The organism is Plantactinospora endophytica (assembly GCF_016862915.1).
In the GTDB taxonomy this organism is placed as follows: domain Bacteria; phylum Actinomycetota; class Actinomycetes; order Mycobacteriales; family Micromonosporaceae; genus Plantactinospora; species Plantactinospora endophytica.
The window spans coordinates 1-20,781 of record NZ_BONW01000021.1 but is presented as its reverse complement, the minus strand read 5'-3'; the positions used below and the strand labels follow the sequence as shown (position 1 = coordinate 20,781).

17 protein-coding genes are annotated in these 20,781 nt (G+C 71.3%); 7 read left to right on the top strand and 10 right to left on the bottom strand.

All coding sequences use genetic code 11. From position 1 onward, the window contains the following. Nucleotides 1-35: 35 nt before the first annotated feature. Nucleotides 36-1,136 (bottom strand): Ig-like domain-containing protein, encoded by a 1,101-nt coding sequence (locus Pen02_RS21085; RefSeq protein WP_203867824.1) that lies wholly within the window; start codon nucleotides 1,134-1,136, stop codon nucleotides 36-38. Between the two features lie 175 nt (nucleotides 1,137-1,311). On the opposite strand from Pen02_RS21085, the gene Pen02_RS21080 reads away from it, so the two are divergent. Both Pen02_RS21080 and Pen02_RS21075 read left to right on the top strand, forming a co-directional pair. Then, nucleotides 1,312-1,638, top strand: coding sequence for an Rv1322 family protein (locus Pen02_RS21080; RefSeq protein ID WP_203867823.1), 327 nt, complete (start codon nucleotides 1,312-1,314; stop codon nucleotides 1,636-1,638). Nucleotides 1,639-1,807: 169 nt separating this feature from the next. Then, complete coding sequence (locus tag Pen02_RS21075) at nucleotides 1,808-2,608, top strand: alpha/beta hydrolase (protein WP_203867822.1); 801 nt, start codon at nucleotides 1,808-1,810, stop codon at nucleotides 2,606-2,608. Nucleotides 2,609-2,618: 10 nt separating this feature from the next. On the opposite strand, the gene Pen02_RS21070 is transcribed toward Pen02_RS21075, so the two are convergent. The 6 genes from Pen02_RS21070 to Pen02_RS21045 are packed head-to-tail and all read right to left on the bottom strand — an operon-like array spanning nucleotide 2,619 to nucleotide 9,315. Beyond that, complete coding sequence (locus Pen02_RS21070; RefSeq protein WP_203867821.1) at nucleotides 2,619-3,605, bottom strand: glycosyltransferase family 2 protein; 987 nt, start codon at nucleotides 3,603-3,605, stop codon at nucleotides 2,619-2,621. Then, the gene (locus tag Pen02_RS21065; protein WP_239141047.1) at nucleotides 3,602-4,558 is read right to left on the bottom strand and encodes a glycosyltransferase family 2 protein; all 957 of its coding nucleotides are present in this window, start codon (nucleotides 4,556-4,558) and stop codon (nucleotides 3,602-3,604) included. Before Pen02_RS21065 ends, Pen02_RS21070 begins: the two co-directional genes overlap by 4 nt. Further along, nucleotides 4,555-5,406 carry a glycosyltransferase family 2 protein gene (locus tag Pen02_RS21060; protein ID WP_203867820.1) on the bottom strand — a complete coding sequence of 284 codons (852 nt, stop codon included), beginning with the start codon at nucleotides 5,404-5,406 and terminating at the stop codon, nucleotides 4,555-4,557. Before Pen02_RS21060 ends, Pen02_RS21065 begins: the two co-directional genes overlap by 4 nt. Before the next feature lie 58 nt (nucleotides 5,407-5,464). Then, nucleotides 5,465-6,871 (bottom strand): O-antigen ligase family protein, encoded by a 1,407-nt coding sequence (locus Pen02_RS21055; protein ID WP_203867819.1) that lies wholly within the window; start codon nucleotides 6,869-6,871, stop codon nucleotides 5,465-5,467. Between the two features lie 53 nt (nucleotides 6,872-6,924). After that, nucleotides 6,925-8,019, bottom strand: coding sequence for a hypothetical protein (locus tag Pen02_RS21050; protein WP_203867818.1), 1,095 nt, complete (start codon nucleotides 8,017-8,019; stop codon nucleotides 6,925-6,927). Nucleotides 8,020-8,061: 42 nt separating this feature from the next. Continuing rightward, complete coding sequence (locus Pen02_RS21045) at nucleotides 8,062-9,315, bottom strand: glycosyltransferase family 4 protein (RefSeq protein WP_203867817.1); 1,254 nt, start codon at nucleotides 9,313-9,315, stop codon at nucleotides 8,062-8,064. A 467-nt stretch (nucleotides 9,316-9,782) separates the two neighbouring features. On the opposite strand from Pen02_RS21045, the gene Pen02_RS21040 reads away from it, so the two are divergent. The 4 genes from Pen02_RS21040 to Pen02_RS21025 all read left to right on the top strand — a co-directional run bounded on the left by Pen02_RS21040 (nucleotide 9,783) and on the right by Pen02_RS21025 (nucleotide 16,760). Then, complete coding sequence (locus Pen02_RS21040; RefSeq protein ID WP_203867816.1) at nucleotides 9,783-12,680, top strand: NIDO-like domain-containing protein; 2,898 nt, start codon at nucleotides 9,783-9,785, stop codon at nucleotides 12,678-12,680. Nucleotides 12,681-12,844: 164 nt separating this feature from the next. Further along, nucleotides 12,845-15,727 carry a PQQ-dependent sugar dehydrogenase gene (locus Pen02_RS21035; protein ID WP_203867815.1) on the top strand — a complete coding sequence of 961 codons (2,883 nt, stop codon included), beginning with the start codon at nucleotides 12,845-12,847 and terminating at the stop codon, nucleotides 15,725-15,727. A gap of 53 nt (nucleotides 15,728-15,780) precedes the next feature. Continuing rightward, nucleotides 15,781-16,584, top strand: coding sequence for a helix-turn-helix domain-containing protein (locus tag Pen02_RS21030; RefSeq protein WP_239141046.1), 804 nt, complete (start codon nucleotides 15,781-15,783; stop codon nucleotides 16,582-16,584). Continuing rightward, nucleotides 16,575-16,760 (top strand): DUF397 domain-containing protein, encoded by a 186-nt coding sequence (locus tag Pen02_RS21025; RefSeq protein ID WP_203867814.1) that lies wholly within the window; start codon nucleotides 16,575-16,577, stop codon nucleotides 16,758-16,760. The genes Pen02_RS21030 and Pen02_RS21025 overlap by 10 nt, the downstream gene beginning before the upstream one ends. Before the next feature lie 85 nt (nucleotides 16,761-16,845). On the opposite strand, the gene Pen02_RS21020 is transcribed toward Pen02_RS21025, so the two are convergent. The 3 genes from Pen02_RS21020 to Pen02_RS21010 form a co-directional block, all read right to left on the bottom strand. Beyond that, on the bottom strand, nucleotides 16,846-17,625 hold the full coding sequence (locus Pen02_RS21020; protein WP_203867813.1) for an ABC transporter ATP-binding protein: 780 nt from the start codon (nucleotides 17,623-17,625) through the stop codon (nucleotides 16,846-16,848). 29 nt (nucleotides 17,626-17,654) lie between these two features. Next, nucleotides 17,655-18,443, bottom strand: a complete 789-nt coding sequence (locus tag Pen02_RS21015) for an ABC transporter permease (RefSeq protein ID WP_203867812.1) — start codon at nucleotides 18,441-18,443, stop codon at nucleotides 17,655-17,657. Nucleotides 18,444-18,665: 222 nt separating this feature from the next. Then, the gene (locus Pen02_RS21010) at nucleotides 18,666-19,679 is read right to left on the bottom strand and encodes an ABC transporter substrate-binding protein (RefSeq protein WP_203867811.1); all 1,014 of its coding nucleotides are present in this window, start codon (nucleotides 19,677-19,679) and stop codon (nucleotides 18,666-18,668) included. 276 nt (nucleotides 19,680-19,955) lie between these two features. On the opposite strand from Pen02_RS21010, the gene Pen02_RS21005 reads away from it, so the two are divergent. Continuing rightward, complete coding sequence (locus Pen02_RS21005) at nucleotides 19,956-20,735, top strand: GntR family transcriptional regulator (protein ID WP_203867810.1); 780 nt, start codon at nucleotides 19,956-19,958, stop codon at nucleotides 20,733-20,735. Nucleotides 20,736-20,781: the final 46 nt, after the last annotated feature.

The following is a 20,781-nucleotide window of genomic DNA, read 5'->3' as shown; positions in this document are numbered from 1 at the left end:
CGAGGGGAGGTCCCGGGCTTGCGGTCGCCGACGGGTCAGTGCGGGAAGGTCAGGTAGACCGTGGCGGTACTGCGCTCGCCGTTGCGCTGGAGCTGGTAGCTGAACCGGTCGGTCCGGCCGTGGTGCGCCCGGGGGGAGTAGAGGATCCGCTTGTCGGAGAGGACCTGTGCGGTGCCGTACCGGGGCGGGGTGACCACGACGACCTGGCCGGAGACGGCGACGTAGTCGTTGGCGAGTACGTCGATCGCCACCGGTCTGTCGCTGGTCAACTGGACCCGGTCGGTGTTCGCGTCCGGTCCGCGTACGAAGGTGCCGGCGCCGGTCGAGTGGTAGTTGGTGATCTCGCCGGTGACCAGGTTCGTGGTCTGCACGTCCGGGAACCGGTCCGAGCCGACGAACCGTACCTGGGCCCGCCAGGTGGTCTGGCCGGTGAGGTCGATCTCCAGTTGCCGGGTTTCGCCGTCGGCGAAGACCACCACCACCCCGTTGCTCTGGTCCGTGCAGCCGTCCGTGTACGCCAGCACGGCGTCCGCTCTCCGATCCTCGTTGAAGTCGCTGTGCTGGAAGGTCGGCGTGTCCACCGAACACCACCGACCGGGGCCGACACCGGCGACGCCGTCGACCACCACGCTCGTGTAGTAGCCGCCCGGCCCGACGGAGAACGGCGTGCCCACACCGTTGCCGGTGAAGTCCTCGGTGCCGAGGTAGACCGGATTGGCCAACGGCGAGCTGAACGTCGTGATCGACTGGAAGTCCTGGTCGATGGCGAGCCGGTTGTACGGGACGCCCTGTGGCACCGCGTCGCTCCAGGCGAGCCAGAGTTCCTCGAAGCGGTCGCTGTCCCCGTTGAACGCGGTGCCGATGTCCGGGCAGTTGGTGCCGATGTGCCCGCCGGGACGCTCGTAGGCGTACGCGATCGGCGGCAGGTAGACGCCGGGTGCGGAGCCGTACTGGATCACCAGCGAGCAGAGGTTGGGGTGGATGGCCCCGAGGACGGCCCGGTCGACGGTGCCGTCGTCGTTGAAGTCCGCCAGGATCGGCTCACCCGGCCCGCCGGCCCGGGCGGCGGGAGGTGCCGCGGTGGTGGCGACGACCGCCGTCGCCAACAGGACGGTGACGATGCGCCTGCGCCACATGGCATCCTCCTCTCTTCGGGTCCGGATCGCGGACGGAGGGGTTGTTCGTGGACATTAACCCCTGTTCAGGGCGGCGACTTGTGGGCTGACCGTGATCCGACAGCCACCCCCGGCGACGTAACAGCAGCTCAGCGGCCTTGATCGGATGGGCCGGGAACTGCGTACCCTGGAGGACGTGAGTCCCCGTCGTAACCGTCCGCGTCCCGAGGACGCCCCGCCGCTGGACCGTGCCCGGTTGGAGCGCGGGGTCGGCTCGGTGCAGACCTGGCGGGACGGCGAGTGGCAGGTACGCGACATTCCGGGCAGTGCGGCGGTCAAGACGTACCGCTGTCCCGGTTGCGCCCAGGAGATCCGCCCCGGTGTCGCCCACCTGGTCGCCTGGCCGGCCGACGGACAGGGCGACCTGACCGACCGCCGGCACTGGCACACCGGCTGCTGGCGGGCCCGGGACCGGCGCGGCCCCGGCGTGGAACGCTCGCGCAGCGCCCCCCGCTACGGCTGACCCCGGCCAACCACGCCCGCGCGCTCGGGCCACGGGAGTCCCGGCCCCGGCCGAGTCCCGGCCCCGGCTGAGCCGGGCCACGGCCGGTCCACTGCCGATCCGAGGGATCTTCGTCACGCTGTGCCGGGTTCGCTGCCCTGCCCGGCCGTCCGGGGTAACACTGATCCCTGTGAGTACAGCCATCCGCGCCGCCAGCATCCTGCCCGCCCGCCGGGAGGAGATCGAGCTGCACACCGCCGACGGCCTGCGCCTGGTCGGCGAGCTGGCGCTCCCCGCCGACCGGGACCCGGTCGCCACCCTGGTCTGCCTGCACCCGCTGCCCACGCACGGCGGGATGATGGACAGTCACGTGTTCCGCAAGGCCGCCTGGCGGCTGCCCGCGCTGGCCGACCTCGCGGTGCTGCGGTTCAACACCCGGGGCACCAGCAGCGTGCGCGGCACCAGCGAGGGCACCTTCGACGGCGGTGACGCCGAACGGTACGACGTCGCCGCCGCGATCGAGTACGCGGAGTTCGCCGAGCTGCCGAACATCTGGCTGCTGGGCTGGTCCTTCGGCACCGACCTGACCCTGCGGCACGGCTGCGACCCGGGAGTCGTCGGGGCGATCCTGCTCTCCCCGCCGCTGCGCAGCAGCACCGACGCCGACCTGGCCACCTGGGCCGAGTCCGGCAGGCCGCTGACCGCCCTGGTCCCCGAGTTCGACGACTACCTGCGGCCGGACGAGGCCCGTACGCGGTTCGCGGTCGTACCCCAGGCCGAGGTGGTCGGGGTGCCGGGGGCGAAGCACCTCTGGGTCGGCGACGCCGAGACCGTACTCGACGAGGTGGTCCGACGGGTCAATCCGGCGGTGCCGGTACCGCTGCCGACCACCTGGGACGGGCCGATGGAGACCGGCGACGCCAGCGCGTACGCCGACCGGACCGTCGCCGCCTTCGCCGACCTTCCCGTACCGGGCGAGGAGCGGGGCTGAACCGGGCGGCTCAGCCGTCGCCCTCCGGGGTGCCGCGCGGGCCGGGCGGTACCGGCTCGGTGACCTCCACCGGGGCGAGCCCGGCCGCCGGTGGCCAACCCGCCAGCCAGGTACGCCGCTGCCGCCAGACCTCCCGCCAGTAGCCGGCCCGCCCGGTCAGCCGGGCGCCGGCCGCCCGGGCGGCGATACCGATCCCGAGCAGCGCCCGGCCCAGCGCCGCCCGGGTCGGGGACCAGCGCAGCCGCAGGAAGGTGACCTGGCCACGGAAGAGCATCACCCGTTTGCCCGCACTGGTCGAGGCGGCCCCGCCGACGTGCAGCACCTGGGCCGTCGGCACCAGCACCGGGCGGGCGCCGAGCGCGGTCGCCCGCAGGCAGAGGTCGAGATCCTCGCAGTACATGAAGTAGTCCGGGGTGAAGCCGTCGAGCTGCGCGAAGAGCGACCGCCGGACCAGCAGCAGGCAGCCGGAGGCGGCCGGTACCCGCACCGGGGCCGACCGGTCCAGCCAGGGCAGCGCCTCCCGGTTGAACAGCCGGGACCGGGGGAACACCTTGGACAGTCCGGTGGCGAAACAGGTGAGCGTCCAGAGCGAGGGCGGGCCGAAGACCGAGTGCCCGTCGTCGCTGCCGTCCGGAGTGAGGGTACGGCCGACGTAGATGCCGTGCCCGGGGCGGGCCCGGGTGAACGCCAGCAACTCGCCGATGACGTTGCCGACCGGTTCGGTGTCCGGGTTCAGCAGCAGCAGCCAGTCGCCCCGGGCGTGGGCCGCGCCGACGTTGACCGCCCGACCGAAGCCGACGTTGCGGGCCAGCCGTACCACCCGGGCGTCCGGGAAGGCCGCCCCGATCGCCGCCGCCGAGCCGTCGGTCGAGGCGTTGTCGACCACGACCACCTCGTACGGCTCGGTGGGGCAGGCGCTGCGCAGCGTGGCCAGCGCGGTCAGGATCAGCTCGCGGGTCTCGTAGGAGACCACGAGCACGCTCACCACCGGGGTCACGGCGTCGCTCCGGGTACACCGTCGGCGTCGGCCGGGCCCGGCACCCGGCTGGACTCGTCGCGTCCCCAGCGGTTCCGTACCGCCGGCCGCCGGGCCGCCGTCGCGGCCAGCAGGGTCAGCCCGGCGTAGCAGACCCCGGCCGGCAGCAGCCACGGCCGGGGCAGCACCACGTCGACCAGCCAGGAGGCGCGGCGAGCCCGGCGTACCTGGTCGTCGGCGGCACGCAGGCTGGCGTTGCCGGCCCGGACCCGGCCGAGCCGGCGCAGCAGGTCGGCGGTGCGCCGGGGCGTGGCCACCACCGTCGACACCTCGGCGACCTCCCGCTTCTCCGCCTCGGTGAACTGCGTGTCCAGGAACAGGTCGTCGGCCACCACGTCGGGGAACGGGCCGAACCGGTCCCGACCGGCCGCCGACAGCGCGATCGCGCCCCGGCCGAAGAGCGCGTTCCGGTACGCCGGGTGCCGCCGGTTGATCGCGTAGTAGCCGCGTACCAGCAGGGGGCGCCCGGTGGTGTCCAGTCGGCGGCGCGGCGCGGCGGCCAGCACCCCCGGTGCGGTGACCGCCGCCGCCAGTGCGCGGGCCCCGGCGGTGGGAAGCGGAATGTCGGCATCCAGGTAGATCCGGGGAAAGGTGGCGACCACCGCGTCACCGGCGTTCAGCGCGGCGGGCTTGCCCGGCTCGGGCAACTCCAGCACGGTCACCCCGGACACCGACCGGGCCACCGCCGCCGTCGCGTCCGTGCAGCCGTTCGCCACCACGACCACCTCGAACTCCGCGGGCGCCGCGGTGGCCAGCAGGGTACGCAGGGTCCGGCCGAGCACCGCCGCCTCGTTGTGTGCGGCCACCACCACACTGAGCCGCTTGCCACCCGAACCGCGCGGCGGCTGCGCCCCGACGTCCACCCGGGGCGACGACGGACCGCCCGGGGAGGTCGGAGCAGGTTCACCGGTCACCACGGCGCCCGCCCGGTCAACGCGAGCCGGAGCCGTCGGGTGGCGTTGCGCCGCCGCAGCCGCCAGCCCTGGTATTCCCGCAGGTCGAGCGGGGCGGCCTGGACCACCCGGGCCGAGTGCCGCATCTGCTCGGTCCACTCCGCCACCGTGGTCACCCCGGTACGCCGGGCCGACAGCGGCCGGCGGGCCAGGAAGTCCGCGTCGGTGCGGTAGATGGTGTGCGGACTGCGCGGATCGTCCATGTGGTCCTCGGGCAGGAACGGGTGGTACCAGCCGTTGAGCCAGCCGAGCCGGGCGGCCCGCAGGCACCAGGCGGTGAACGTCTCGTCGCCGGCCAGCGGGCCGACCTGGGTCAGCGTCTCGCGTTTGAGCAGGTAGCCGCTGCCCTGCACCCAGTGGTTGCGGAACAGTTGGTGTCCGCCCGGATAGTCGGCCAGCTTGGCCGCCACCAGTGCCCGGTCGACGTCCTCGGCGGGGAACCGCCAGGTGCCGATCACGCCGAACCCGGGTACGTCCTGGTGCGCCTGGCGCAGGATGGTGAGCCAGTCCGGATCGGGCAGGCAGTCGTCGTCCACCTTGCTCAGGTACGAGCCGGTCGACTCCGACCACAGCCAGTTGGTGGGCTCGGTCAGCCCGGCGTTGACCGGGCTCTGCCGGAACCGGTGCACCCGGGGATGGTGCCGGAGTTCCTCGACCGCCTCCAGGGTCGGCTGGTCGGTGCCGTTGTGCCAGAGCCACACCCGGGCGTCCGCCGGACAGGTGTCGAGCAGGTGCGGCAGCGACAGCCGGACGTACTCCGGCCGGTCGTACGTGATCATGAGAATGTCGATGCCACCGTCGCCGGTCATCCGACCGCCCACCTCCGCTCGGGTCCGCCGGAGGGGGCTGCTGCCGCACGCCGCTCCGTCATGCCTGTGCCGCCGCCGGCACCGGCCCGGGTTCGCCGGACGGCCGGACCGGTCGGCCCGACTCGATCCGGTTGGTGCGTTCCGCCCTGGTCAGCCGCCACAGCGCCCCGGTCAGGCCGAGCAGCACGTGCACCGTGATGAAGAACGTCGTGAAGTACATCGAGTCGAAGGTGAACCCGGAGACGCCGGCCACCCCGATCGCCACCGCGAGCACCGCCGCGAGGTCGCGGTCCCGGTCGGTCCGGGCGAACCGGCGTACCCGACCGGCGACCAGCACGCCGGAGAGGAAGAAGACGGCGAGCCCGGCCACCCCGACGATGCCGCCCTGGACCAGCGTGGTCAGCCACTGGTTGTCCAACAGTTGGTACAGCTCCGGCAGGAAGGTGCCGATCCCGCGCCCCAGCCACGGGCGCTCCCGGATGAACGGGGTGACGTAGTCGTAGTCCTCCACCCGGGCCTGCACGCTCGGATCGTTCTCCCCGGCCAGCAGCAGCGACTTGATCGCGGCCAGCAGGCCGGGCCGGGCGACCTGGATCAGCGCGGTCAGGAAGCAGCCGACCACCAGCACGTTGAAGGTGGTCCGCAGCGGCCAGACCAGGATGAAGAGCAGGATCGCGGCGCCGAGGGCGAGCACCCCGGTCCGGGACAGCGAGATCGGGATGACCGCGGCCTGGAACATCGCGAGCGCGCCGTAGATCTGCCGGTCCCGCCGGGTCGACGAGAACCGGGCGAAGTGAATCGCCACCACCAGGCTGATCACCATCAGTACGCTGAACTCGATGTAGTGCCCGGCGGTGCCGGCGACCCGGACCAGGCCGTCGCCGCCCCGGTCCCGGAACCCGACCACCTCCTTGTGGAAGGTCAGCAGCGGCGGCAGCTTCATGTACGTCGTCAGGTCGATCCGGGTCACGAACTGCACCAGCGCGACGAAGGCCATGAAGCTGGCGCCCCAGCAGAACCAGCGGAGCACCTTGTCGATGCGTTCCCGGGTGAGTACCCCGTCGGCGGCGGCGAGCAGGATCCCGGCCCCGGCCAGCGCCATCAGCAGGGTCCGTTCGGCGCCGTTCGCCTCCAGCGTCGGCATCCCGCGCCCCTGCCCGGCCACGTAGGACAGGAAGAGGGTGACCAGGTAGATCGCCATCGCCCAACGCATCGGCTGCTGGCCCCGGGTGACCAGGGTGGGGTGCAGCCGGCTCAGCGCCCACCAGACCAGCAGGCCGAACCCGACCATCAGGCCCGGCTTGCCCAGGTCGCTCAGCGGCGGGAAGACCAGCCGGAAGGGGAGCAGGTAGGCGAGCATGATCGACGCGATGACCGCGGCGGTGGCGTCCGGGAAGTGGCGTACGGCGGGGGTGATGCCGTCGTACACCGTGTCGGACCGCCGCGCGGATAGGTAGGTCGGCACGTCGCTCGTCTCGTCCGTGCGCCGTCAGCCGGCGCTGCTGGGCTTCCCGGGGCTCATCGGCCCGGATCGTCGAGGACGTTCCGGGCGGTACTGGTCAGCAGGATCGTCTCCTCGCCCGGCTGCGCGGCGGCCCGCCCGTTGCCGCCCTGGCCGGCCGCCCGGTCGTGCGGCAGGTGCCCACCCGTCCGCTCGTTCCCGACCGACCCGGCGTACCGGTCGTCGGGGTAGCGGTCCTCGACGGCCGGTCCGGCGTGCTGGTCGTCGGTACCGGGTCGGCGGTAGTGGTCGTCGGCACCGGCGTACCGGTCGTCGGCGGGGTACCTGGGCCGCCGGTCGTCCGGCGGGTGCACCCCGGCGGCGACCCGGGACAGCGGCTGGGTGGCCTCGCGGCCTGGGCCGCCGGAGACCGGCGCGGAGCGCGCGACCGGGGCAGGTGCGCCCGCCGGTGCCGGTCGCGGCGGCGGCCCGACCGGCGCCTGGCCGGCGTTCCAGGCCATCGGGTTCGGTCCGTCGCGGCGCTGGCCGAGCCGGGCACTCGCCCGACGCCGGGCCACCGCGTCCCAGACGACGGCGGCGACGGCGGCGAGCAGCGCGCCGATGGCGGCGATCACGACCTGGGCCCGGAGCACGTTCGACCGGGACTGCACGATGTTCAGCCCGGGATCGAGTACCTCGGTGGTGATCTGCTCGCCCGGGTTCGGCCGGTACTGCGCCTGCTGCCCGGCGACCTCGTCGTGGATCAGTTGGGTGATCGCCTCGACGGTCTTGCGGGCGCTCTCCTCGGTCGCCGCCGTCACCGCGACGGTCAGGATCGAGCTGCGGGTGACCAGGCCGACCTCGTAGTCGGGGTCGCCGCCGGCCGCCGCGATCCGCTTCCGGGCGTCGTGCGCGGAGGTCGAGATCTGCACGGCCTGGGCCATCGCGTTCTCGCCGATCCGCAGCCACGGGTTGCCCGGCCGGGGCGTCGCGTTCGGCGCCGGTGCCGCCGCGCTGGTGGTCGGCGGCACGAGCAGAATGGCCACCTCGGTCTTGTACTCGGGCTGGATCGCCAGTCCGAACGCGAGAGCCGCGCCGAGCGTCACGACGACGACCGGAGCCGAGACGTACCACCGCCGAAACATGAGCTTCAGCAGGTCGAGAAGGTCCATCGGGCGGCCCTTTCGAAAGGTGCGGAGATGCGGTGCAGATGGTCAGATAGGTAGACGCGCAGCATCGGCCCCGTTACCGTGTGAAACTTCGTTGTAGCCGGCCGGCGACGGGCGGAGCAATCGATCCCACAGTCGGATGTACGACTTGACCTGGTGGTCCCAGGCGAGTTCATCGACGAACCGCTGTCTTCCGGTCGCACTCATCGCCGCCCGGGCCGGCCCGTCACTGAGTAGCTGGTCAATCGCCTTGGCGAACTCGTCCGGGCTGCCGGTCTCGACATAGCTCGCCGCCGAGTCGGCGGTACGCCGGGTCTCCAGTAGGTCCACCGCGACCACCGGTACGCCCCGGGCGACGTACTCCACCGTCTTCGCCATGGTGTACATCTCGGACATCGGGCTCGGCCGGTCCGGCTGGATGGCGATCGACGCCGAGCAGAGCAGCGCGTCGACCTCGTCGGCCTCCAACCAGCCGGTGAACCGTACGACGTCGTCCACCCCCCGCTCGGTGGCCAGCCGGCGCAGCTCCGGCATGCTCTCGCCGTCCCCGGCGACGACCATCTCCCAGTCGTCGGTGCCGCGCAGCCCGGCCAGCCGCTCGGCGGCGAGTACCGTCGCCTCCACGTTGTCCTGCGGGTTGATCACCCCGACGTAGACCACCTTCTGCCGGGGATCCGCCGGCTCCGTACCCTCGCCGCGCTGGACCTCGGCCAGTGCCGGACCGTTGCGGACCACCACCACCTTCTCCGGCGGGCAGCCGCCCCGGCGCAGCGCCAGCTCGCGGAACGACTCGTTGGTGGCGACCACGGCGGTGGCGGTCTTCCAGGAGAGCCGTTCGAAGAGCCGGAGCAGCCGGAGTACGGCCGGTCGGGGCTCGCCGGCCTTGCACTCGTAGAGTTCCGGGCTCAGGTCGTGGTGGTCGAAGACGAAGGGCCGGCCCAGGGCCCGCATCAGCAGCCCGACCACCCAGAAGACATCCGGCGGGTTGCACGCCTGCACGGCGTCCACCCGGGTCCGGAGCATCAGGCCGAGCAGCCGGCCGGCGACGGCGATCAGCGCCCAGGCGAACTCGGCGGCGAAGGAGAGCACTCCCTTGCCGGCCAACGGCTGGGGGAACGAGTAGATCCTGGTGGCGGCGGTGCCGGGGAGCACCGCCAGGCGTTTCGGTCCCCGAGGGCAGATCACCGATGCCCGGTAGCCGGCGGCCTCCAGGGCCTGGCATTCCCGGATCACCCGGCGGTCCCGCTCGGCCGGCAGATTTACCACCACGATGACGACGTGGGGGCGTGGATCGGCCATCTCTAACTCCTCATCCGCGCAGCTCGGACGACGTTTTCGATGGAAGGTCGCGGCGTAGGTAATTACGCCGCGACCCGAATGAACGTTGCTCGCGCACCGGGCTATCCCGCTACCCGCCCGGCACTTACAAGACATTGCTCTACGAGCCCTCTCCGGGCAAGGACCGGGCTTTGGCGGATGTGTCGAGTTACTTACAAGGTCACGACCGATCGGACGATTGTTCCTTCACTCGCTCATCCGCGTACCGGGGGTGGAATGGCAGGTCCGCGCCCTGATCAACACCAATTCGGCGGCATCGGGGACGAACGGTCGGGGACGCGGGGATTCATCGATCTTCGTCCGGATTCGCGATTAGACGCGACTCCGTCTCAAGTGTTGCGCCGAAAACTACTCTGTGCCGACAAAGGTGAGCCGGCGTTCGCGTCGGGCTTCGTGGCGCCCGCTCGCCCTGTGGGGAGGAGAGCGCCATGCGGCTGCGGCGGGGCGTGGGGTCGGGTCTGGTACTGGCGTTGCTGGCCGGTGTCCTGGCACCGATCCAGGGAACTGCGGCGTCGGCGGTGACGCTGCCGACCGGGTTCCAGGAGCAGGTGGTGTTCAGCGGGCTGAGCCAGCCGACGAACATCGAGTTCGCCCCGGACGGCCGGGTCTTCGTCGCCGAGAAGGGCGGCCGGATCAAGGTCTACGCCGACCTGGCCGATCCGACCCCGACGGTCTTCGCCGACCTGTCGACCAACGTGCACAACCAGTGGGACCGCGGCCTGCTCGGCCTGGCGCTGCCGGCCGACTTCCCGGCCAACCCCTGGGTCTACGTGCTCTACAGCTACGACGCGCCACCCGGCCAGACCGCCCCGGTCTGGAACGACACCTGCGGCGATGCCAACAACGGGCGCTGCCTGGTCACCGGCCGGCTCTCCCGGCTGCGGGCCGGCGGCGACGTGATGACCGGCGCCGAGCAGGTGCTGATCTCCGACTGGTGCCAGCAGTACCCCAGCCACTCGGTCGGTGACCTGCGGTTCGGCGCGGACGGCATGCTCTACGCCACGGCCGGCGACGGGGCCAGCTTCAGCGCCACCGACTACGGCCAGTTGGGCAACCCGGTCAACCCGTGCGCCGACCCGCCCGGCGGGCGCATGACGCCGCCCTCGGCCGAGGGTGGGGCGCTGCGCTCCCAGGACGTCCGGACCGGCGCCGACCCGACCGGGCTGGACGGCGCGGTGCTGCGGCTCGACCCGACGACCGGGGCCGCCGCGCCCGGCAACCCGTCGATCGGCGCCGCCGACCCGAACACCCGGCGCATCGTCGGGTACGGCGCCCGCAACCCGTTCCGGTTCACCATCCGGCCGGGTACCAACGAGGTGTGGTTCGGCGACGTCGGCTGGAACACCTGGGAGGAGCTCAACCGGGTGACCGACCCGACCGCCGGGGTGACCAACTTCGGCTGGCCCTGCTACGAGGGCGCGGCGCGGATGGGCAGCTACGACAACGCCAACCTGAACCTCTGCGAGACGCTGTACTCCGGAGCCGGACAGACCGCGCCCTACTACACCTACCACCACAGCGCGGCCGTGGTGCCGGGGGAGAACTGCGGCTCGGGCGGGGACGCCGTCTCCGGGCTCGCGTTCTATCCCGGCAGCGGCGGCAGCTATCCGGCGGCGTACGCGGGGGCGCTCTTCTTCGCCGACTACTCGCGCGGCTGCATCTGGGCGATGCGGGCCAGCACCCCCGGCGGGTTGCCGGACCCGGCCAACCTCCAGGCGTTCGGGCAGGCCGCCGCCGGCCCGGTCGACCTGGCGATCGGCCCCGGTGCCGAGCTGTACTACGCCGACCTGGGCGGCGGCACCGTACGCCGGATCCGGTACTTCCCCGGCAACCAGCCGCCGACCGCGGTGATCAGCGCGACTCCGACCAGCGGACCGGCCCCGCTCGACGTCACCTTCGACGGCACCGCCTCCACCGACCCGGACCCGGCCGACGCCGGCCGGCTCGGCTACCGGTGGGACTTCACCAGCGACGGTACGGTCGACGCCACCACCCCCACCGCCACCTTCCGCTATCCGACCGGCGGCAGCTACACCGCGACGCTGACCGTCACCGACACCCTGGGCGTCTCCGCCAGCAGCACCGTTCCGATCCAGCCCGGCAACGGCGTCCCGACCGCCCTGCTGGACGGCCCGGCCCTCGGCACCACCTGGCAGGTCGGCGAAACGCTGACCTTCGCCGGCCGGGGCACCGACCCGCAGCAGGGCGACCTGCCGGCCGCCGCGCTGCACTGGAAGCTGCGGATGGAGCACTGCGAGTCGGTTGGCAACTGCCACACCCACCAGCTCCAGGAGTGGACCGGAGTCGCCTCGGGCTCCTTCGTGGCACCGGACCACGAATATCCGTCGTACCTGGAACTGGAGTTGACCGCCACCGACGCCCAGGGCCTGTCGAACACCGTGGTACGCCGACTCGACCCGCGTACCGTCGACCTGACCTTTGCCAGCACCCCGCCCGGACTGCTGCTGACCGTCGGCGCGACCACCGGGACGGCCCCGTTCACCCGTACGGTGATCGTCGGCTCGACGAACACGGTCAGCGCGCCGAGCCCGCAGGTGGTGGGCGGACTGTCGTACTCGTTGACCGGCTGGTCCGACGGCGGCGCGGCGACCCACGTGCTCACCGCCCCGGCCACCGCGACCAGCTACACCGCGACGTACGCCGGCTCGGCCGGCTGCCGGACCGTGCCCGGGTACACCTGCGCCACCGAGACCGGCCGGCCCTGGGTGTCGGCGGACACCACCGTGTTGCCGCTGACCGGCGACGACGCCGTGACCCCGGTGCCGCTGCCGTTCCCGGTGCCGTTCTTCGGCCAGCAGTACGGCACCGCCTGGGTCTCCGGAAACGGTTTCGTCTCCTTCGTCGACCCGGGCGGCCCGCAGCCGGTCAACACGGTGCTGCCGGCGGCCGGCCAGCCGAACGCGGCGATCTACCCGTTCTGGGACGACCTCTACGTACGGGCGGACTCCAGCGTCCGTACCGCGACGACCGGTACCGCGCCGGACCGCCGGTTCGTGGTGGAGTGGCGCAACATCGGGCTGTACGGCTCCACCTCGGCACGGATCAGCTTCGCGGCGGTGCTCGCGGAGAACGGCGAGATCGTCTTCAACTACGCGGACCTGAACACCAGCGGGCGGGAACGGGGCGACTCGGCGACGGTCGGCATCGAGAACGCGGCCGGCAACGTCGGGCTGGCGTACTCGGTGAACCAGCCGGCGCTCGCGAACGGCATTGCGATCATCCTCCGCCCGAGCACTTCGCAACCCTTCGTAGCCGCCCGGGACGGCTCACGCCGACCGCCGATTATTGACCGACAACCCCGATAACCGGTGTGCGAACGGTTGACCAGGGAAGATGATCGGTCGTTTAGTAGGGCCCGGTCAGTTAACCGCGCTGGTCAACCTCGTGACAGTTCGCTCCGCTACGGACGGTGATCCTGAAATGCGGCAGCCGCCGAACGGTTCGGCGGTGCCGCAGAGGGAGGACCGCCATGTCGCGAGCGGTGCGACGCATCTGGGCCCTGACCCTGGCACTCGTGCTGGGCGTACCGGTCGTGGTCGGGCTGCCCCCGCTCGAACCCGAACCCGCGGCGGCGATCCCGCCCGGCTTCACCCAGCAGGTGGTGTTCACCGGGTTGACCCGGCCCACCAAGCTGGTCTTCGCGACGGACGGCCGGGTCTTCGTCGCGGAGAAGAGCGGCATCGTCAAGGTCTTCGACAGCCTGGCCGACAACACCGCCACCGTCTTCGCCGACCTGCGGCCCAAGGTGTACGACTACGAGGACCTCGGACTGATCGGCCTGGCCCTGCCGCCGAACTTCCCCACCGACCCGTACGTCTACGTCAGCTACACCTACGACGGGGTGGTCGGCGGCGGCGCGCCGACGTACAACGACACCTGTCCGGTGATCGGGAACTGCAAGGCCAGCGCCCGGGTCTCCCGACTGCGGGCCAGCGGCGACGTGATGAGCGGCAGCGAGCAGGTGCTGCTGCACGACTGGTGCCACCAGATCGAGAGCCACTCGATCGGGGACCTCGCGTTCGGGCCGGACGGCGCGCTCTACGTCACCGGCGGCGACGGGGCGTCGGCGACCTTCACCGACTACGGGCAGGCCGGCAACCCGTCGAACCCCTGCGCCGACCCGCCCGTCCCGGCCGGTGGGTCGATGACGCCGCCGAGCGCCGAGGGCGGAGGGCTGCGGTCCCAGGACATCCGTACCCCGGCCGATCCGACCGGGCTCTCCGGCACGCTGATCCGGATCTCCCCGACCACCGGGGCGGCGCTGCCGGACAACCCGCTGGCGGCGAGCAGCGACCCGAACAACCGGCGGATCCTCGCGTACGGGCTGCGCAACCCGTACCGGTGGACGTTCCGGCCGGGCAGCAGCGAGGTCTGGATCGGTGACGTCGGCTGGCGTACCTGGGAGGAGATCGACCGGATCGTCGACCCGGCGGTCGGGCCGGTCCGCAACTACGGCTGGCCCTGCTACGAGGGGAACGCGCCGCAGGGCGGCTACAACGCGGCGAACCTGTCGCTCTGCGAGACGCTCTATCCGCAGCCGGCCGGCACGGTCACCCCGCCGTACTACACCTACCAGCACAGTCAGCAGGTGGCGACCGGCGACGGCTGCCCGACCGGCGGCTCGTCCCCGGCCGGGGTGGCGTTCTATCCGGGCGGCGGCGGGAGTTATCCGGCGACGTACGCCGGGGCGCTCTTCTTCGCCGACTACTCCCGGGGCTGCATCTGGGCGATGCGTACCGGCACCAACGGGCTGCCGGACCCGGCCCGGATCGTGCCGTTCGCGGTCGCCCCCGGCGTGGTCGACCTGCGGATCGGACCGGAGAACGACCTGTACTACGTCGACCTGCTCGGCGGCACGGTCCGGCGGTTCCACTACAGTTCCGGCAACCAGTACCCGAGGGCGGTCATCGACGCGACCCCGACCAGCGGGCGGGCACCGCTGACCGTCTCCTTCGACGCCGTCAACTCCAGCGACCCCGACCCGGGCGACATCCTCGAATACCGCTGGGACTTCACCAACGACGGGACGATCGACGCGACCGGGCTGACCGCCAGCTACCGGTACCCGGCGGTCGGCACCTACACCGCCCGGTTGCAGGTGGTCGACTTCGGCGGGCTCACCCACAACGCGACGGTGCAGATCAGGGTCGGCACCGCCGCTCCGGTACCCGTGATCGACACGCCGACGGCGGCGCTGCGCTGGTCGACCGGGCAGACGGTCACCTTCAGCGGGCGGGCCACCGATCCGCAGCAGGGTGACCTGCCGGCCTCGGCGCTGTCCTGGAACCTGGTCAACATGCACTGCAGCACGCCGGACAACTGCCACAGCCATCCGGTACGCGAGCTGGTCGGGGCGGCCTCCGGGACGTTCGTCGCCCCGGACCACGAGTATCCGTCCTATCTGGAGCTGACGTTGACCGCCACGGACAGCGGCGGACTGACCGGCAGCACGACGCTCCGGCTCGACCCGAAGACCATGCAGCTCAACCTGGCGACCAAGCCCGCCGGACTGCGGGTCAACCTGAACGGCCGCACCCTGACCACGCCGAACGTGGTGCAGGTGATCGTCGGCTCGACCAACACGGTCAGCGCGCCGGGGCCGCAGCGGCTCGGGCCGGGGACGTACACCTTCCAGAACTGGTCGGACGGGGGTGCCGCGACCCACGTGATCACCGCGCCGGCCACCAACCGGACCTACACGGCCAGCTATGACGGCGCCCCGGGTAGCTGCGCGGACGGCTTCGGCTACGCGTGCACGACGCACACCGGCCGGGCGTACCTGACGGCGGGGCCGACGGTGCTGCCGCTGACCGGGGACAACGACCACGCCTCGGTGACGTTGCCGTTCCCGTTCCCGTACTACGGGCAGAACCACTCCCGGGCCTGGGTGGACGTGAACGGCGTACTCTCCTTCGTCGACCCGCGCGGCTCGTGGCCGGCGAACCGGGCGCTGCCGTACCCGGCCGCACCGAACGCCGCGCTCTACCCGTTCTGGGACGACCTGGTGATGCAGCCGGAGTCCCGGATCCGGACCGCCGTACTCGGCACCGCACCGGACCGGCAGTTCGTGGTGGAGTGGAAGGACGTCGGGCTCTCCGGCGCACCGACGGCGCGGATCAGCTTCCAGGTGGTGCTCTCCGAGTGGGGCCAGATCGTGTTCAACTACACCGCGCTGAACGCCGGACGGGAGTTGGGCAACTCGGCGACGATCGGCATCGAGAACCCCACCGGCACCGACGCGGTGCAGTACGCGGTCAACCAGTTGGTACTTGCCAACGGTCGGGCGATCGTCTTCACCCCGCCGGCCGCGATCGGCGGCGCCGTACCCGTTGCCGGTACCACGTTCCGTTGATTAACTAACTACGCTCAGGCATCGGCGACGTGGTGTGCGTACTGGGAGGATCGATGGGCAACCCGTTCAACGAATTCCTGCTGCGGGAACTGCGCCGGATACGGCACACCGCTGGGCTGAACCAGGACGAGATGGGCAAGCTGATCAACTTTTCCGGATCGCACGTCAGTGCGGTGGAGGTCGGCACCCGACCGGCGAAGCTCGACTACCTGCGCGCGGTAGACAAGACATTTCACACCGGCGGGATCCTCGAACGGATGTGGAAGGAGTTGGCCGAACTCGACGACGAGCCGCCCTGGGTCCGGGAGCGGACGGCGATGGAACGCGACGCGGTGCTGCTCCGCTGGTACGAGCACGCCTACGTCCCGGGCCTGCTCCAGACCGAGGAGTACGCCCGCGCGGTCTTCTCCAGCAATCCCCGGCTGCGGTCGGCAGAGGTCAAGAAGCGGGTGACCGCCCGGCTGGAACGTCGCAACATCCTGGATGTCGAGGACCCGCCCCAGGTGGTGGCAGTGCTGGACGAGGAGGCGCTCCGGCGGCCCGTCGGCGGGGCGAAGGTGATGCGCGAGCAGTGCCTTGAACTGGCCCGGGTCGCGGCCGAGCATCCCCGGCTCCGACTACACGTGGTGCCGGTCGGCGTCGGGGCCTATGCGGGGCTGGACGGGCAGTTCACCATCGCCACCATGCCGGACGACGAGGAAATCGCCTACCTCGACAACCCGTTGCGCGGGCAGGTCACGGTTCGTCGGGTGGATGTGGAACTGCTCCGGCGGCAATGGGAGGCGATACTGAGCGAAGCGCTGACTCCGCAGCAGTCGGTGGAGAAGCTTCGGGAGGTGGCGGACCGATGGGCATGACGGGCGCCGGGTGGCGTACCAGCAGTCGCAGCAATTCCAATCAGGGCACCTGTGTCGAGGTAGCGGACAACCTGCCCGGCCGGGTACTGGTCCGGGACAGCAAGGACCGCGACGGCGGGGTCCTGCGCTTCGGCCCGGTCGCCTGGCGGGCCTTCGTGGCCGGTCTCAGGGGCTGACCGCAGACGTACCCGTGGCCCGGTCCGACACCCTGTGAGGGCGGGCCGGGCCACGTACGTTCGGTGTTGCGGACCTGGGCGACCGTCAGCCGGCGGTGGCGACCTGCGGCAGGTGGTCGCCGAGCAGGAGTTGGTGCAGCTCGGCGGAGGCGGCGGCGACCTCCTCCATGTGCGCGTTGTGCCCGAACGTCCGGGGCCGGGGGATGGCGATGTCGACCAGCTCGCGCAGTCGGCCGGGGCGGGCACTGAGTACGGCCACCCGGTCGGCGAGCAGCACCGCCTCCTGGATCGAGTGGGTCACGAAGACGACAGTGGTGCCGAGTTCCATGTGGATGCGTTGGAGCTCGACGGCGAGTTCCTCGCGGGTCAGCGCGTCCAGCGCGGAGAACGGCTCGTCCATCAGCAGCACCTTGGGCCGCTGGATGAGGGCCCGGCAGAGCGAGACCCGCTGTTGCATACCGCCGGAGAGTTCGTGCGGCAGCCGGTCGGCGAAGCTCTCCAGACCGGTCATCTCCAGCAGTCGCTGTACGTGGTCGCGGTGCTTGGCCCGCTGCCAGCGGAAGATCTCGACCGGCAGCATCACGTTCTCCCGTACGCTGCGCCAGGGCAGCAGCGCGGGGCGCTGGAACACCATCGCCACGTCGCGGCGCGGTCGGGCGACCCGGTCACCGGCGACCAGCACCTCGCCCTGGCTCGGCGGGATCAGCCCGGCGATGATCCGCAACAGGGTGGACTTGCCGCAGCCGGACCGGCCGATCACCGCCAGGAACTCGCCGTCGGCGACGTCGAGGTTGATGTCGCGCAGCGCCTCGACGGTCCCGGATTTTCCCCGGAACGTCCGGGAGAGTCCGGCGATCTTGATCATTGGGTTCTCCTTGCGGGAGTCTGTCCCGGTCACGACGAGATCGCCCGGGCCCACGGTACGAGGAGTCGTTCCAGCGCCGTGACCAGGTAGAACAGCCCGGCGCCCATCAGCGCGAGCAGGGTCAGCGCGGCGAAGGCGAGCGGCGTGTCGGCGGACTGGCTGGAACTGACGACGACCGAGCCGAGCCCGCGCTCGGGGTTGGTGAGTTCCGCGATGACCGCGCCGATGATGGCCAGCGAGGAGGCCACCTTCAGACCGACGAAGATCTGCGGCAGCGCCCAGGCCATCCGGATCTTCAGGAAGGTCTGCCACCAGGAGGCGGAGAGCGAGTGGGCCACCTCGCGCAGGTCGTTGGGGACCGAGGTCAGGCCGGCCATGGTGGAGACCAGGACCGGGAAGAAGCAGAGCAGTACGACCATGACGATCTTGGCCTGGGTGTTCAGCCCGATCCAGACGATGAGCAGCGGGGCGAGCGCGGCCTTCGGTACGGCGTTGACCGCCGCGATCAGCGGCATGGTCATCCGCTCGATCGTCCGGGACGCGGCGAACAGGACCGCGACGGCGGCTCCGCCGACGGCGCCGATGGCGAAGCCGACGGTCGTCGTCATCAGGGTCACCCCGGCCTGCTCGATCAGGTGTCCGGGCAGCCGCTGGAACGCCTCCAGCACGTCCGGGGGCGCGGGAAGCCAGAACGAGTCGATGCCGAAGGCGATGATGATCAGCCACCAGATGCCGAGCGCCAGCGCGACGCCCAGGGTGGGCAGCCCGGCGTTGAACCACAGACGTCGCGGCCCGGCGTCGGTCGTCTTGTCAGTCATGGTGAATCCCGTGGGTCCTTTCGGGCGGCGAGCGGGAGGCCGGGCGGCGCGGAACGTCGCGTCCGGAGGTACCGGGCCGGGCGGTGGGCGCCCGGCGGTGGGGCGGGGAAGGGACGGCGGCCGGTCCGACCACCGTCCCGTCTTCCCGGTCGAGCGCTCCCGACCGCCGACGGGACGTCCGGACGGCGGTCGAGTTCGTGCTGGTTGCCGAGACCGGTGTCGTCAGCTCTTCTTCATGAAGCTGAAGTCGACCACATCGGCCGGGGTGAGTCCGGCGGGCATCAGGCCGGAGCCCTGGAGGATGGCGATGGTCCGGGCCACCCGCTGCTCGTCCATGTATCCGATCCGCGCGTCACCCGCCGGCGGGACGTACGGCTTCATCGCGGTGATCTCGCCGACCCCGGAGGCCACCGGGTAGGTCGGCTCCGCCTTGTTCAGGATCGCCGCCGCCTCGTCCGGGTGGTCGATCGTGTACTGGAGGCCCTTGAGCAGGGCGTCGGTGAACCGGGTGACCAGGTCCTTGTCCTTCTGGATCAGCGCCGGGGTGGTGATGATGGCGTTGCCGAACAGGTCCCGCAGGTAGTCGCTGTACGGCAGTACCACGACCTCCTTCTTGGAGGCCGCCGCGAGTGCGCCCCGGCTGAGCAGGAAGGTGCCGAGGGCGTCCACCTGCCGGCTCGTCATCAGACCGTTGAGCGCGGTGGTCTGCACACCCTCGATCTTGACGCTCTTCGGGTCCAGCCCGGCGAGCTGGGCGTACGCCGGGAAGAGCAGTTCGGTGACCGAGCCCTTGCCGGTGGCCATGGTCTTGCCGGCCAGGCCCTGCGGGCTGGTGATGTTGGTGTCCTTGGTGGTCATCACCGCGACCAGCGTCTGCTGGTGCACGGCGGCGATGGCCCGCCAGTCGGTGAACTCGCCCTTGCCGGCCTGGATCACCGCACCGGTGAAGTCGAGCGAGGCGAACTGGACCTGCCCCGACTTGAGCGCGGTGAGGTTCGGGGCGTTGCCGGCACCCTTCTTGATGTCGACCTCGATGCCGGCCTCGGCGAAGTAGCCCTTCTCCTTCGCCACCCAGACGAAGGAGTCCCGGCCCACGGCGCCGAAGGCTGTGATGTAGGCGACCTTGTCGGTCTCCTTGCTGGACGACGCCTCCCCGGCGTCGCCACCGCTGCACCCGCTCGCGGCGAGTGCCGTTGCCAGCAACGCTGCCGCGAACACGCGAGAGCGTCTGAACATGTTTGCCTCCAGCTTTAGCTTGTCGAGAGCGGACGTCAGCAGACCCGCTGAGGGGCCCTCGCCCGGTCGAAGCTCGATCGGCCCGGGGCCCTCGCCCGGTCGAGAATCGTAGATGACTCGTGTCCGGCTTGTCACCGACGAGGACTGGTCAAGTGTTGCGACCAAAACCGACCGCTTCGGTGCTGTTGCAAGGACTTTCGGCTGTTCAACGCGTTGTTGACAACTGGCTTCCTGAGCACAATCCTGTCCACAAGATTGTTGATAATCTAGGAGACAATGTTGCGGGCTGGCAAGATCGACCGGGGGACGCCGGCAGCCGGCGACGAGCAACCGCCACCGGCCGCCGGACAGCAGGCGACAACAACACCCCGCCGCCGGGCGGCCAGCTCCGCCGACGAGGCGTACGAGGAACTCCGCCAGGCGATCCACCGGGGTGACCTGATGCCCAACGAGCGGCTGATCGAGGTCGAGTTGGCAAGCCGGCTACAGGTCAGCCGGGGAGTCGTGCGTACCGCACTGGTCCGGCTCGGTCAGGACGGCCTGGTGGTGCTCACTCCGAACCGGGGCGCGCACGTCCGGTTGGTCAGCGAGGAGGAGGCGGTCGAGATCCTCCAGGTGCGGGCCGTGCTGGAGGCGCTAACCGCCCGGCAGGCGGCGTCGAACGCGACCGCCCGGGAGGTCACCGAGATCCGCGCGGTGCTCGACCGGATGGCCCAGCGGTTGGACTCCGACGACCTGCTCGGCTACTCGGAGGGCAACGCCAACCTGCATGCCGCGATCATCGCGGCGGCCCGGCACGACACCGCCGCCAAGCTGATCGCCGGACTGCGCGGCCAACTCGTCCGGTTCCAGTACCGCACCATCCTGGTACCCGGCCGAGCGGCACAGTCGCTCGACGAACACGCCGCGATCGTCGAGGCGATCGCCGCCCGGGACCCGGACGCCGCCGAGGTGGCGATGCGACGGCACCTCGGGCACGTCGAGTCCACCCTGGCCGACACCGCCACGGCGATCCGCCACCGCGCCGACCCGTCCGACGGAACCCACCCGGCCTGAACGCGGCCGGCCACCCCAACCCTCCTGTTAGGAGCGATATGTCAGC

Coding starts and splice junctions, on each gene's coding strand:
- Pen02_RS21030 (WP_239141046.1), top strand. CDS start 15,781: ATGGGCAACCCGTTCAACGAATTCCTGCTGCGGGAACTGCGCCGGATA.
- Pen02_RS21040 (WP_203867816.1), top strand. CDS start 9,783: ATGCGGCTGCGGCGGGGCGTGGGGTCGGGTCTGGTACTGGCGTTGCTG.
- Pen02_RS21045 (WP_203867817.1), bottom strand. CDS start 9,315: ATGGCCGATCCACGCCCCCACGTCGTCATCGTGGTGGTAAATCTGCCG.
- Pen02_RS21015 (WP_203867812.1), bottom strand. CDS start 18,443: ATGACTGACAAGACGACCGACGCCGGGCCGCGACGTCTGTGGTTCAAC.
- Pen02_RS21060 (WP_203867820.1), bottom strand. CDS start 5,406: ATGACCGGCGACGGTGGCATCGACATTCTCATGATCACGTACGACCGG.
- Pen02_RS21020 (WP_203867813.1), bottom strand. CDS start 17,625: ATGATCAAGATCGCCGGACTCTCCCGGACGTTCCGGGGAAAATCCGGG.
- Pen02_RS21025 (WP_203867814.1), top strand. CDS start 16,575: ATGGGCATGACGGGCGCCGGGTGGCGTACCAGCAGTCGCAGCAATTCC.
- Pen02_RS21010 (WP_203867811.1), bottom strand. CDS start 19,679: ATGTTCAGACGCTCTCGCGTGTTCGCGGCAGCGTTGCTGGCAACGGCA.
- Pen02_RS21035 (WP_203867815.1), top strand. CDS start 12,845: ATGTCGCGAGCGGTGCGACGCATCTGGGCCCTGACCCTGGCACTCGTG.
- Pen02_RS21085 (WP_203867824.1), bottom strand. CDS start 1,136: ATGTGGCGCAGGCGCATCGTCACCGTCCTGTTGGCGACGGCGGTCGTC.
- Pen02_RS21005 (WP_203867810.1), top strand. CDS start 19,956: ATGTTGCGGGCTGGCAAGATCGACCGGGGGACGCCGGCAGCCGGCGAC.
- Pen02_RS21050 (WP_203867818.1), bottom strand. CDS start 8,019: ATGGACCTTCTCGACCTGCTGAAGCTCATGTTTCGGCGGTGGTACGTC.